Source organism: Polymorphobacter sp., assembly GCF_048007885.1.
In the GTDB taxonomy this organism is placed as follows: Bacteria; Pseudomonadota; Alphaproteobacteria; order Sphingomonadales; family Sphingomonadaceae; genus Sandarakinorhabdus.
In genome coordinates, this window is sequence record NZ_CP180346.1 from 1,074,807 (window position 1) to 1,086,952 (window position 12,146).

The following is a 12,146-nucleotide window of genomic DNA, read 5'->3' on the forward strand; positions in this document are numbered from 1 at the left end:
GTCCGAATTGGCCCTGCCGATGGCGCAGCAACAGTGATCCCGCCCCGGCCCATCAAGTCCCTCGCCCTGACGGCAAGACAAATCCTGTCGGCAAGACAAAGCGCGCGCCATTCGCATCGGCGGCTTTCATTGATCCGCCGGTTGCTGCCGCTACAACCCGCTGGCCCTTCCCGCCTCCCGACTGATCCGTTAAGCATGGCCATGGCGCGACCGCTCCCCCAAGCCGCTGATCTCTACGGCGATATCGAGCCGAGCCCGCGCGTGCGCGCGCGCGATCACGTCCCCGGCCTGCTCGTCGCAACCCTCGCCACGCTCGCTGCCGCAGCACTCGCCAGCCGCTACGGCGCGCCGCTTACGCTCATGGCGCTGCTCATCGGCCTCAGCCTCAATTTCCTCGCCACCGATGCCCGCCTCGGCCCCGGCCTCGGCTTCGCCGCGCGCGAGCTGCTGCGCGTCGCCATCGTCCTCATCGGCGCGCGCATCACCTTTTCGCAAATCGCAGCACTCGGCCCGCAAACGCTGGCCATGGTCGCAGCCACTGTGGCGCTGGTCATCCTCACCGGTCTCGGCGTCGCCCGCCTGCTCGGCCTGTCAGCGCCGCGCGGCCTGCTCGCCGGCGGCGCGGTCGCCATCTGCGGCGGCTCGGCCGCGCTCGCCATCGCCGCCACCCTCACCGAAAAGCGCATCAGCCCCGCCGATCTCGCCCTGACGCTGGTCGGCATCGCCACCATGAGCGCGGCCGCCCTCATCCTCTACCCGCCGCTCACCTATGCGCTCGGCCTCTCCCCGGTCCAGGCCGGCTTTGTCCTCGGCGCCAGCGTCCATGATGTCGCCCAGGCCGTCGGCGCCGGCTATGCCGTCTCGCCTGAAGCCGGCGAAGTCGCCACCATCGTCAAGCTCGCCCGCGTCGCCCTGCTCGCTCCGGTGCTGGCGCTCCTCGCCTTCCTGCTGCCCGCCAATGCCGACGGCGAGACCCGGCAAAAGCCCCGGGTGCCGCTGGTGCCATGGTTCATCCTCGGCTTCTTCGGCGTCGCCGCGCTCAACAGCTTCGGCCTCATCCCGGCACCCGCCGCCAGCGCCGCCAGCAGCGCCGCCACAGCACTCCTCGCCCTGTCGGTCGCCGCCACCGCCATGCGCACGCCCATCGCCGACATCGTCAAGACCGGCCCGCGCCCGCTGCTCACCATCGCCGCCGCCAGCCTCGCCGCGCTCGCCCTCAGCGTCGGCTATGCCCTGCTGATGCTCTAGCGCCGGCGGCGTTCGCCCGGCGGCGCCGGCACGCCAATCTCCTCGACCATCGCCACCGTCACATCGCCCTTGTAGCGATTGCCGAAATTCCGGCGCACATAGCTGATCACATCGGCGATCTGCTGGTCGGTCAGCGTGCCGCGAAACCACGGCATGGCCCCGCGCCCGCCGGTCACCACGCTGATCGGATATTCGGGATATTCAAGGTTCGGGTTCTTTGCCAGCGCGGTGATCCGCCCGGCCCCCTCGCCGCCCATGCCATTGGCCATATGGCAGGCCTGGCAGACATTCTGATAAACCTCGGCGCCCGGATGCGGCGCCTTGCCCTTGCTCTGCGCCAGCGCAGGCGCTGCCACCAGCATCAATCCGGCCATCAAGATCCGCATCATCAAGCCTCCAATGCCCGCTTGTGCAGGCGCGTCACCGCATCGAGCGAAGAGAGCAGCGCCCCCTCCATCCAGCAACCAATGTATGATGCATGTTCGCCCGCCAGCACGATGCGGTCATCCACCGCAACCAGCTCCTGATAATGCTCCTTGCGCGTCTCCTCATTCCACATCGCGCAGCAGCCCAGCGTGAACGGCACCCGGCTCCATGCCACCGACGCCCCGTTGGAGAACTGCTCGCGATATTTGCCCGGATGAAACACCGAGCCCATCTTCAGCGCCTGCTCGATGCGCTGCTCGGGCGTCATCCCGGCAAATTTGTACGAGGCCTCGCCAAAGGTATAAGCCCCCAAAATCACGCCCGGCGTGCGCGAATGCATGCCGCCGCTGGGGTAGGAGATCATCGCAATCTCCTGGTCGGTGAAGCTGATGCCGCCATAAATGGCCTCATCTTCCTCCCAGAAGCGCCGCTTCATCTCCAGCCCGATCTTCACCGAGTTGGAATAGGGCACCGCCGCAATCGCCGCCTTCTTGGCGCCCGACACATCGATGTCGATCTGGCTCAAAATGCCCAGCGGGATGGTGCAGACGCAATAATCCGCCTTGGTCGTGCGCGTCTGGCCGCTGGCGAGGTCGATGTAATCCACGCTCACAGCACCACCGCTCTGGTCGACCTTGGTCACCTTGGCGCCGTAGCGCACCAGCCCTTCGACCTGCTTGCCAAAGGCCTTGCCGATCATGCCCATGCCGCCCACCGGCTGGAACATCGTCGTCTGATGGTCGATCGTCATGTGCTGGGCGACAATGCCCCACACCCTGCTGTCCATCACATCCTTGAACGGCAGCGGCTCCGAATAGATCGGCGCCCCGTCCACCCCGCCGCCGGGCGGCCGGTCAAACCCGCGCCGCCGTGACGACGCATTGCCCTTCACATAGCGCATGTCCTTGTCGAGCAGCCCCCAGCCGCGCAGCGCTTCCTTCAGCATGTCGCGGTCCTCGGCGGTCATCACGCTGTCGAGCCCGCGATTGTCGATCGCCTTGCCCAGAAGCTCGGCGACATTGCCCTCAAAGTCCGCCGCCAGATCGCGGTAGGGCATCGGCTTGCCGCCAAAGGCCTGGCTGTTGTGCACCAGCGCCTGATGATTGAGCTGGATGAACGGCTCCAGCGCCACCCCGAATTCGCGGCAATAGTGCAGCAACGTCCGGTGGTGATAGGGAATGCGCCACGGCCCCGGGTTCAGATAATTGCCCGGCGCAAACCCCACCTTCTGCACCGCCCCGCCCAGCTCGGTATAGGTATCACCGCCATAAAGCGACCAGTTCCGCCCGCCGGGGCGATTGTTGTATTCCAGAATCTCGACCTTGTAGCCCGCCTTGCGCAGCTCATGGGCGGCCAGCATCCCTGAAAGCCCGGCGCCCAGCACCACCACCGAGGCCCCGGCCCGCGCGCCCGAAAGATTGGGCGGCCCGGCAAATTGCGTCTCCTTGGCGTGGCCCCAGGCTTCCATGGTCTGATACAGCACCGCCGAGCCGCCGATCATGCCGATGGCGCGCAAAACCTCACGCCGCGTCGGTGCGGCCCCCGTCTCGTTCAACAACACCTATTCCCCTTGATCGTCTGCTCGCGATCCTCCCCTCGGGAATATCCATTTCGTGACGCACAAATGACAGTCTGGCAAGCGCAATCATGCGCGCACCCGCCACCACCATGTCGCGCCTCACCAAAACATCAGCCCCCTTGCGCTTTGCCCCCAAAACCGCCCTTATGCGCAGGCATGACAATCCGCCAAGCCTTTGACGAGATGTTCGGCGCCGACACAGCCTATGCCGACAATGCCGGCCCGCTGTTCGGTGATCACGTCAGCGTCAACAGCGCCTACCGCTGGATTCAGGACTGGCTGGACAAATCGCCGCCCGGCCTGATGGCCGCCCGCCGCCGCCAGGCCGAGCTGTTCTTCCGCCGCATCGGCATCACCTTCGCCGTCTACGGCGATCCCGACGCCGCTGAGCGGCTGATCCCCTTCGACATCATCCCCCGCATCCTCGCCCGCGCCGAATGGTCCGGGCTTGAGGCCGGCCTCGTCCAGCGCGTGAACGCATTGAACGCCTTCCTCGCCGACATCTACGGCAAGCAGGAGATCCTCAAGGCCGGCATCCTGCCCGCCGAGCTGGTGCTGCAAAATCCCGGCTATTGCCTGCACATGGCCGGCCGCACACCGCCCGGTGACATCTGGACCCATATCGCCGGCATCGATCTCGTCCGCACCGGTCCGGACCAGTTCTTCGTCCTCGAAGACAATGCCCGCACCCCGTCCGGCGTCTCCTACATGCTCGAAAACCGAGAGGTCATGCTCCGCCTCGTGCCCGAGCTGTTCGATCATGTCACCGTCGCGCCCGTCGAGACCTATCCCGAAATCCTGCTCGAAACGCTGGCCAGCGTCTCACCGCGCGGGGACAGGGCGCCGGTCATCGTCCTGCTCACGCCGGGCCGGCACAACAGCGCCTTCTATGAACACAGCTTCCTCGCCGACAAGCTGGGCATCGAGCTGGTCGAAGGCTCCGATCTCTTCGTCCGTGACGACATCGTCTACATGCGCACCACCCAGGGCCCCGAGCGCGTCGATGTCATTTACCGCCGCCTCGATGATGATTTCATCGACCCGCTGGTTTTCAACCCCGCCTCGATGCTCGGCGTCCCCGGCCTCATGGCCGCCTATGCCAAGGGCAATGTCACGCTGGCCAATGCGGTGGGCACCGGCATCGCCGATGACAAGGCGATCTACAGCTACATGCCCGAGATCGTGAAATTCTACACTGGCGAAGACGCCATCCTCAGCACCGTCCCCACCTGGCGCTGCCGTGAGCCCGAAGCGCTCGGCTATGTCCTCGATCACCTCGCCGAGCTGGTCGTCAAGGAAGTCGATGGCTCGGGCGGCTACGGCATGCTCATCGGGCCGCACGCGCCCGCCGCCACGCTCGCCGCCTTCGCCGCCAAGCTGAAGGCACACCCTGAAAAGTTCATCGCCCAGCCCACACTCGCGCTCAGCACCTGCCCCACCGCCACCGAAACCGGCATCGCGCCGCGCCACGTCGATCTGCGCCCCTTCGTCCTCTCGGGCCGAAACGGCGTCAACATCGTGCCCGGCGGCCTCACTCGCGTCGCCATGCAACCCGGCTCACTGGTGGTCAATTCCAGCCAGGGCGGCGGCACCAAGGACACATGGGTTGTGGATGATTGGGATGAGTAAGCTCAGCCTCCGGCGGCTGGGGCCTCAGGCCCCAGACCCCAGACATATACAAGGCCTGGCCTGCCAAGTTCATGCGCCAACCCATGTCATGGGGTGCAGGGGACAAGTCCCCTGCCCGCCGGAGGCTTGAAGGCAGGCCATGCTCTCCCGCACCGCCTCCAACCTCTACTGGATGGGCCGCTACCTCGAGCGCGCCGATTTCACCGCGCGCCTTATCGAGGCCACCCAGCGCCTCGCCGCCTTCCCCTCCTCTTATGGCGGCGCCACCAACGCCTGGGAAAGCGCGCTCGCCGCCAGCTGGCAAACCCATAATTTCGCCGACACCGGCCTGCCCGTCACCGAGACCAACGTCAGCGATTTCCTCACGCTCAGTACCGCCAATTCCTCCTCGATCCGCGCCTGCCTCGAAACCGCCCGCGCCAATGCCCGCTCGGTGCGGACCGCGCTCACCGAAGAGGCCTGGGAGGCGATCAACACCGTCTGGCTCGAAGTCGCCCGCCTCGGCCCCCATCTCTCAGGGCGCGAGGCGCTGGCCGAACTGATCGAGCTGGTGAAACATGCCGTCTCCGCCTTCGAGGGTGCCGCCCAGCGCACGCTGCTGCGCGCCGATGCCTTCTGGTTCATCAATCTCGGCACCGCCATCGAGCGCGCCGACAATTCCGCCCGCCTGCTCGATGTCAAATATCACCTGCTGCTGCCGCGCGGCGAAAGCGTCGGCGGCAGCCTCGATTATTTCCAATGGACCACCATCCTGCGCACCGTCTCGGCGCTGACCGCCTATCGCTGGGTCTACCGTGACAGCGTCAAGCCCTGGCTGGTCGCCGATCTGCTCATCCTCAACCGGCAGATCCCGCGCAGCCTCGCCTCCTGCTATGAAGACATCCGCCGCAATCTCGATCTGCTCGCCAGCCAGACCGGCAAGCGCGGCCCCGCCCACCGCCTCGCCGCCGCCGGCCACGCCCGGCTCACCGGCACCAACATCGACAAGATCTTCGCCGACGGCCTGCACGAATTCCTCACCCATTTCATCGTCGAGAACAACCGGCTGGGCGAAGCCATCGCAAAGCAGTATCTGTTCTGATGCGCATCCGGGTCGAATATACCACCAGCTATGAATATAGCTCGCTCGCCAGCGATGTCGTCCAGCTGCTGCGCATCGAGCCGCAGCCGTCGGCCGCCCAGCATATCCTCCACTGGCGTCTCGATACCGACACCGATGGCTCGCTGCGCCGCAGTGAAGACGTGTTCGGCAACATCACCCACATGTTCTACGCCGACGCCCCGCTGCGCCGCCTCACTCTCCATGTCTCGGGCGAGGTCGACACCGAGGAAACGCACGGCCTCATCACCGACGACGAATATCTCAACCCGGCCGTCTATCTCCGCCAGACCGCGCTCACCGAAGCCGATGAGGCGATCAAGGCCTTCGCGCTCGGCTGCCGCGAAGACACGCCGCTGGCCACGCTGCACCGGCTCAACACCAGCCTCTACGAGATCATGACCTTCGACGCCGATGTCACCCACCCCCATACCGACGCCGTCCACGCCTTCCGGCTCAAGGCCGGCGTCTGTCAGGATTACAGCCATCTCTTCTGCGCCGCCGCCCGCCACCTCGGCCATCCGGCGCGCTATGTCTCGGGCCATCTCGTCCGTGCCGATGGCCTCATCACCCAGCCCGCCGGCCATGCCTGGGCCGAAGCCCATGTGCCGGGCCTCGGCTGGGTCGGCTTTGATCCCACCAACGGCATCTCCACCACCGAGGCCCATCTGCGCGTTGCCATCGGCCCTGATTATCTCGATGCCGCCCCGGTGCGCGGCGCGCGCCGCGGCGGCGGCGCCGAAACGCTCGCCGTCACCGTCACCACACAAGATCCCAACGCCCCCCAACGCCAGGATCAGGGAGTCCTTCAATGACCTATTGCGTCGGCATCCTCGTCCGTGAAGGCTTGGTGATGATGGCCGACACCCGCACCAACGCGGGCGTCGACAACATCTCCAGCTACCGCAAGCTCCGCGTCATGGACACGCACCCCGGCCGCGTCATCGCGGTCGCGTCTGCCGGCTCGCTCTCGGTCACCCAGTCGGCGCTCAGCCGGGTGCAGGAAGGCATACAGATGCCCGACAAGGCAGGGAATGCCGAGCCCGAGCGTGAAACCCTCGACACAGCACCTTCGGTGTTCCGCGCTGCCCAGATCATGGGCCAGGCCCTCCACGACGCCAAGGACGCCATCGACAAGGTCGTTGAAGGCAATGACGTCTCCACCGACGCCACACTGCTGCTCGCCGGCTCCATCGATGGCCGCCGCCCCCGCCTGTTCCTCATCTACGGCGCCGGCAATTTCATCGAATGCCAGTCCGACACGCCCTTCCTGCAGATCGGCGAACACAAATATGGCAAGCCCGTCCTCGACCGCATGATCACCTACGAGACCCCGCTCGCCGAAGCCGTCAAGATCGGCCTCATCTCCTTTTCCGCCACTATGCGCTCCAATCTCGCCGTCGGCCTGCCCATCGATCTCATCACCGTCCGCTCAGGCATCTCGGCCATCGAAGTCCTGCATCGCATCGATGCCGATGATCCCTATTACCGCGAAATGAACGACCGCTGGTCCAACGCACTCCGCGCCGCCGCCGCCGCCATCCCGCTGCCCGAATATGCCAGCGCACCGGAGGAATTGCCGCCAGACTGAGCCGGCTGTCCGGAACGAAGTTCCGGACAGACTCGGCGAAGTCCGGCCGGCGGGGCGGGCGGCAACGCCGACCGAACCCGTCCGACGCCAGCCGCGGCTTTGCCGCGGCCCTTTCCTTCTGATTCAGGGCAAAACCCCTCAGGCCGCCACCGCCCCGCCCAGCGGTTCGCGCCGCCGGCTCCACAGCATTACCGCCAGCGCCAGCCCCGCCAGCGCCACCACGCTCATCGAAAGATAGCCCGGCGCCGAGGCCCCGTCCGCCTTCAGATATTCATAAAGCTCGCCCGCCATCAGAGTGGTTGCCGCCTGCGCCGGCGCACTCGCCAGCGCCATATAGATCATCTGCGCGGTCGGCGTGCGCGCGTCGCCGTGCATCGCCTGGATCATCCGCATCGCGCCCAGAAAGGTCGCGGCAAAGGTCCCGGCATGCATGATCTGCAGCAGCCACAGCGCCCAGACCGGCGGCGCCATCGCCAGCGCCGTCCAGCGCACCACCGCCGACACCGCGCCGATCAAAATCAGCGTCTCGGGCGAAAACCGCTCGGTCCAGCGCGCCATGAAGATCAGAAAACCCACTTCCGCCACCACGCCCGCCGACCAGAGATTGCCCGCCAAAGTCGGCGAAATCCCCTGCTCACCCGTCCAGATCAGCGTGCCCGCCACATAGAAATAGCTGTGCGTGGACTGGATCAGCCCGGCCGAAAACACCAGCAGCGCAAAGCGCCGGTCCTTCAGCATCCCCACGCCCGCCGCCAGCCTAGCTGCAAAAGGCGCCTCGCGCGCCCCCTCCACAGGCTCATGCGGCATCCAGGCGGCGGCCGCAATCAGCGCCACCGAAACCCCCAAAAGCCACGCCCAAACCGCCCAGGGCCCAAAGCCCCCCACCAGCGCGCCGAGCGCCGAGGAGCCCACCACAAAGGCTGCCGAAGCCAGCCCCCGCGCCACCCCGTAGCGCGGCCAGCCATATTGGGTCAGCCTGAGCAGCGCCGCCTCCACCACCGGCAACAGCCCCCAAAAGGCCACGTCCATCAGCAATATGATCGTGAACACCGCCGCAAAGCCGGTCACGAACCACAGCGACACAAACCCGCCGCTCAGCACCGTGGCAAAGAGGAACAGCGGCGCCCGCCGGTCGGAGCGCCCATCCGCCCAGGCCGCCGTCAGCGGCCCGGCAATGATCCTTGAAAAGCCGCCAATCGCCAGCACCAGCCCGATCTCGGAGCCCGAAAACCCCTGCGCCTGCTCCAGCCACACCGGCAACCACGGCACCAGCCCGCCAAAACCGGCAAAAAACAGACAGGCTAGCCAGGTTGCCCGCACCCCCGGCCGGTCGAAATATCCTGTCAGCGAGTCGCCCATCGCCCTTTCATGGCAAGCGTCCTCCCCCCTGTCATCATCTTGTCGATTGCAACAGCTTGCCCGCTGGTTGCAGCGCATGCCACACCGGCCCCCATCCAAAGGAGGCCCCCATGTCCAATCTCTTCACCCTTGCCGGCCAGACCGCGCTCATCACCGGCTCCTCGCGCGGCATCGGCAAGGCCATCGCGCTGCGCATGGCCGAACAGGGCGCCAATGTTGTCATCTCCAGCCGCAAGGCCGACGCCTGCGAAGCAGCCGTGGCCGAAATCAACGCCGCCGTCGGCCGCCCGGCCGCCGCCTCAATCCCCGCCAACATCGCCGACAAGGCCAGCCTCGAAGCGCTCGTCGCCAGCACCATCGACCGCTTCGGCCAGATCGACGCGCTGGTCTGCAACGCCGCCTCAAACCCCTATTATGGCCCCATGGCCGGCATCACCGACGAGCAGTTCACCAAGATCCTGCAAAACAACATCCTCGCCAATCACTGGCTGGTCAACATGGTCGCGCCGGCCATGCGCGCCCGCAAGTCCGGCAGCATCACCATCATCTCGTCACTCGGCGGCCTCAAGGGCAGCACCGTCATCGGCGCCTATTGCGTCTCCAAGGCCGCCGACATGCAGCTGGCGCGCAACCTCGCCTGCGAATTCGGCGCCGACAATGTCCGCGTCAACTGCATCGCGCCCGGCCTCGTCAAGACCGACTTCGCCAAGGCGCTGTGGGACAATCCCGACACGCTCGAATATGTCACCCGCACCGCGCCCTTGCGCCGCATCGGCCAGCCCGACGAGATCGCCGGCATGGCCGTGCTGCTCGCCAGCCCCGCCGGCGCCTTCATCACCGGCCAGAGCATCGTCATCGATGGCGGCGTCTCGATCGCCTGATCACTCCAGCACGAATTCCATCGTCACCCCGGCCACCATCGCCACCTCGCCCGGCGCCACCGGCGTCGATTCCGCCACGCTGTCGGCCGCCATGCGCAGCATCGGCCGCGGCTCGGGCATCTGCCCGCCGCTCTCCGAAATCGAGGCGATGCGCACCAGCTTCAGCCCGGCCGCCTCGGCATAAAGTGCGGCGCGCGCCCGCGCCTTGGCCACCGCCGCGCGCCGCGCCTCGTCCAGCGCCGCATCGGCCTTCTCGATGGCAAACACCGGTCCGCTGATCTGGTTGGCCCCGGCCTTCACCATCGCATCGATCAGCGCCCCCACCCGGTCCACATCGCGCAGCCGCAGCCGCACCATGTTGCGTGCCTGATAGCCGGTCAGCGTCGCCTTGCGGTCACTATAGTCATATTGCGGCTGCAGGCTCAGCCCCTCGGTCTGGATGTCGCGCGCCGCCACTCCGGCCGCGGCCACCGCCGCCACCACCCGGCGCATCGCCGCCGCATTCTCCGCCATCGCCGCTGCCGCCCCCGGGGCCGTCGTGCTCACCCCGCCCGAAAGCGTCACCAGGTCCGGCGCACGCGCCACCTCGGCCTCCGCCGTCAGGCGCAGCATCGTCTCCGCCGCGCCCGCAGGCCCCGCCATCAGCACCAGCGCCAGAGCCAAGGGTCGCATCATCGCCGCCTCCTCACTTGTTGCCCGAAATCGCCCGCGCCACCGCCAGCAGCGCCACCGCCCCGATCACCGAAGCAATGAAACCGGCATTCTGGCCCTCGGTGTAAAAGCCCATCCAGCGCCCGGCATAGGTCGCAAACACCGCGCCCGCGATGCCGATGACAATGGTGATGAGACAGCCCGAAGGTGCCCGCCCCGGCGCCAGCCAGCCCGCCACAAGCCCGGCCAGAAACCCGATCAATATCGATCCCAAAAGGCTCATCATGGCCGTAAACTCCCAACCTCATTCCACCCCGCAACTGTCCCACACCCCCGCCAAACCAGCAAGGTGCGACACTCCAACACGCTGATTTTCGACCAACGACTGCAGTTTCCTCCCCAAAACCGTGGAAGACTCAGTTTGCCTCGCGTATGCAGGCTTGAACGATAGTGAATTATTCCCATAATACACTATCCGCTGATGGATGGTCGAGTATGAACATGTTGAACAAGCTGCCCAAGCCCGACACTGCGGCAGTCTATGAATTCGATGGCAGCGCAACCGTCGCGGGCCGCGGCACGTCGCGCGCGAAATTCATCCGCGTCGCCGTCGTCGCCGGCGTCGTGCTGGCGGCCGTCCTCGCCTGGCAATATTTCACCGCCAGGCCCGCCCCGGCGCCCGCCACCAATCTGCCGCCCGTCACCGTGATGGTGCCGGGCACCACCACCGTCGTTGAAACCGTCGTCACCCCCGGCGCCATCGCCGCCCGCCGCGATGTCGCCATCGGCGTGCAGGGCGAAGGCGGCCGTATCACCGCCGTCCTCGTCGAAGCCGGCCAGCGGGTCGAGCGCGGCCAGATCCTCGCCCGCATCGACCGGTCGGTCCAGACCCAGCAGGTCGCCCGCCTCGAAGCTGAGGTCCGCGCCAGCGAAGCCGATGCCGAGCTCGCCGCCGCCAATCTCGAGCGCGCCCGCGCGCTTGTCGATCGTGGCTTCATCTCCACGGCCGACATCGACCAGCGCACCGCCACGCGCGATGCCGCCCGCGCCCGCGTCGCCGTTTCCCGCGCCCAGCTGGCCGAAACCCGCGCCCGCCTCGCCATGCTCGACATCCGCGCGCCCGCCGATGGCATCATCCTGTCGCGCGCCGTCGAAGTCGGCCAGGTCGTCGCCTCGGGCAGCACGGCGCTGTTCCGCCTCGCCGAAGGCAGTGAGCTCGAAATGCGCGCCCAGATGGCCGAGCAGGAGCTCGCCCGCCTCCAGCCCGGCATGCCCGCCACCGTCACCCCGGTTGGCTCGTCGGAAAGCTTCGAGGGCGAAATCTGGCTGATCGACCCGGTCATCGACCCCAATACCCGCCTCGGCGTCGCCCGCATCCGCCTGCCCTATGATCCGCGCCTGCGCGTCGGCGCCTTCGCCCGCGCCTCCATCAAGGCCGGCGATGCCGTCCGTCCGATGCTGCCGCAGTCCGCCGTCCAGACCGACGCCAAGGGCAATTATGTCTTTGTCGTCGGCCCCGAAAACGTCATCGCGCGGCGCGACATCACCGTCGGTGAAACCGCCGACAAGGGCGTCAGCATCGCCAGCGGCCTCACCGGCGCCGAACAGGTGGTGGTCAGCGCCGGCGCCTTCCTGCGCGACGGCGAGAAGATCGATCCGGTCCTCGACACCGCCGGAAACTGA

General features: G+C 66.9%; 12 protein-coding genes. 7 read left to right on the forward strand and 5 right to left on the reverse strand.

What is annotated here, in order from left to right:
- Nucleotides 1-201: 201 nt before the first annotated feature.
- Entirely contained in the window at nt 202-1,248 is a 1,047-nt protein-coding gene (locus ACMVO5_RS05095) for a YeiH family protein (protein ID WP_416908990.1), read from the forward strand.
- Here ACMVO5_RS05095 and ACMVO5_RS05100 read toward each other — a convergent pair.
- Both ACMVO5_RS05100 and ACMVO5_RS05105 read right to left on the reverse strand, forming a co-directional pair.
- Nucleotides 1,245-1,637 (reverse strand): c-type cytochrome, encoded by a 393-nt coding sequence (locus ACMVO5_RS05100; protein ID WP_416908991.1) that lies wholly within the window; start codon nt 1,635-1,637, stop codon nt 1,245-1,247. The two genes, ACMVO5_RS05095 and ACMVO5_RS05100, sit on opposite strands and share 4 nt — an antisense overlap.
- On the reverse strand, nt 1,637-3,232 hold the full coding sequence (locus ACMVO5_RS05105; RefSeq protein WP_416908992.1) for a flavin monoamine oxidase family protein: 1,596 nt from the start codon (nt 3,230-3,232) through the stop codon (nt 1,637-1,639). Before ACMVO5_RS05105 ends, ACMVO5_RS05100 begins: the two co-directional genes overlap by 1 nt.
- Nucleotides 3,233-3,409: 177 nt before the next feature.
- On the opposite strand from ACMVO5_RS05105, the gene ACMVO5_RS05110 reads away from it, so the two are divergent.
- The 4 genes from ACMVO5_RS05110 to ACMVO5_RS05125 all read left to right on the forward strand — a co-directional run bounded on the left by ACMVO5_RS05110 (nt 3,410) and on the right by ACMVO5_RS05125 (nt 7,572).
- Nucleotides 3,410-4,882, forward strand: a complete 1,473-nt coding sequence (locus ACMVO5_RS05110; protein WP_416908993.1) for a circularly permuted type 2 ATP-grasp protein — start codon at nt 3,410-3,412, stop codon at nt 4,880-4,882.
- A gap of 139 nt (nt 4,883-5,021) precedes the next feature.
- Nucleotides 5,022-5,963 (forward strand): alpha-E domain-containing protein, encoded by a 942-nt coding sequence (locus ACMVO5_RS05115; RefSeq protein ID WP_416908994.1) that lies wholly within the window; start codon nt 5,022-5,024, stop codon nt 5,961-5,963.
- Nucleotides 5,963-6,796 (forward strand): transglutaminase family protein, encoded by an 834-nt coding sequence (locus ACMVO5_RS05120; protein ID WP_416908995.1) that lies wholly within the window; start codon nt 5,963-5,965, stop codon nt 6,794-6,796. The genes ACMVO5_RS05115 and ACMVO5_RS05120 overlap by 1 nt, the downstream gene beginning before the upstream one ends.
- Nucleotides 6,793-7,572 (forward strand): peptidase, encoded by a 780-nt coding sequence (locus tag ACMVO5_RS05125; protein WP_416908996.1) that lies wholly within the window; start codon nt 6,793-6,795, stop codon nt 7,570-7,572. The genes ACMVO5_RS05120 and ACMVO5_RS05125 overlap by 4 nt, the downstream gene beginning before the upstream one ends.
- A 138-nt stretch (nt 7,573-7,710) precedes the next feature.
- On the opposite strand, the gene ACMVO5_RS05130 is transcribed toward ACMVO5_RS05125, so the two are convergent.
- Nucleotides 7,711-8,931 (reverse strand): MFS transporter, encoded by a 1,221-nt coding sequence (locus ACMVO5_RS05130; protein WP_416908997.1) that lies wholly within the window; start codon nt 8,929-8,931, stop codon nt 7,711-7,713.
- Nucleotides 8,932-9,041: 110 nt separating this feature from the next.
- On the opposite strand from ACMVO5_RS05130, the gene ACMVO5_RS05135 reads away from it, so the two are divergent.
- Nucleotides 9,042-9,812, forward strand: coding sequence for an SDR family NAD(P)-dependent oxidoreductase (locus tag ACMVO5_RS05135; RefSeq protein WP_416908998.1), 771 nt, complete (start codon nt 9,042-9,044; stop codon nt 9,810-9,812).
- Here ACMVO5_RS05135 and ACMVO5_RS05140 read toward each other — a convergent pair whose 3' ends face one another.
- The gene (locus ACMVO5_RS05140; RefSeq protein ID WP_416908999.1) at nt 9,813-10,487 is read right to left on the reverse strand and encodes an SIMPL domain-containing protein; all 675 of its coding nucleotides are present in this window, start codon (nt 10,485-10,487) and stop codon (nt 9,813-9,815) included.
- 10 nt (nt 10,488-10,497) lie between these two features.
- Nucleotides 10,498-10,749: a GlsB/YeaQ/YmgE family stress response membrane protein gene (locus ACMVO5_RS05145; RefSeq protein ID WP_416909000.1), complete on the reverse strand. Its 252-nt coding sequence runs from the start codon at nt 10,747-10,749 to the stop codon at nt 10,498-10,500.
- Nucleotides 10,750-10,958: 209 nt separating this feature from the next.
- Between ACMVO5_RS05145 and ACMVO5_RS05150 the strand changes: the two genes are divergently transcribed.
- Nucleotides 10,959-12,146 carry an efflux RND transporter periplasmic adaptor subunit gene (locus ACMVO5_RS05150; protein ID WP_416909001.1) on the forward strand — a complete coding sequence of 396 codons (1,188 nt, stop codon included), beginning with the start codon at nt 10,959-10,961 and terminating at the stop codon, nt 12,144-12,146.

Coding starts and splice junctions, on each gene's coding strand:
- ACMVO5_RS05095 (WP_416908990.1), top strand. CDS start 202: ATGGCGCGACCGCTCCCCCAAGCCGCTGATCTCTACGGCGATATCGAG.
- ACMVO5_RS05100 (WP_416908991.1), bottom strand. CDS start 1,637: ATGATGCGGATCTTGATGGCCGGATTGATGCTGGTGGCAGCGCCTGCG.
- ACMVO5_RS05110 (WP_416908993.1), top strand. CDS start 3,410: ATGACAATCCGCCAAGCCTTTGACGAGATGTTCGGCGCCGACACAGCC.
- ACMVO5_RS05115 (WP_416908994.1), top strand. CDS start 5,022: ATGCTCTCCCGCACCGCCTCCAACCTCTACTGGATGGGCCGCTACCTC.
- ACMVO5_RS05120 (WP_416908995.1), top strand. CDS start 5,963: ATGCGCATCCGGGTCGAATATACCACCAGCTATGAATATAGCTCGCTC.
- ACMVO5_RS05125 (WP_416908996.1), top strand. CDS start 6,793: ATGACCTATTGCGTCGGCATCCTCGTCCGTGAAGGCTTGGTGATGATG.
- ACMVO5_RS05130 (WP_416908997.1), bottom strand. CDS start 8,931: ATGGGCGACTCGCTGACAGGATATTTCGACCGGCCGGGGGTGCGGGCA.
- ACMVO5_RS05135 (WP_416908998.1), top strand. CDS start 9,042: ATGTCCAATCTCTTCACCCTTGCCGGCCAGACCGCGCTCATCACCGGC.
- ACMVO5_RS05140 (WP_416908999.1), bottom strand. CDS start 10,487: ATGATGCGACCCTTGGCTCTGGCGCTGGTGCTGATGGCGGGGCCTGCG.
- ACMVO5_RS05145 (WP_416909000.1), bottom strand. CDS start 10,749: ATGATGAGCCTTTTGGGATCGATATTGATCGGGTTTCTGGCCGGGCTT.
- ACMVO5_RS05150 (WP_416909001.1), top strand. CDS start 10,959: ATGAACATGTTGAACAAGCTGCCCAAGCCCGACACTGCGGCAGTCTAT.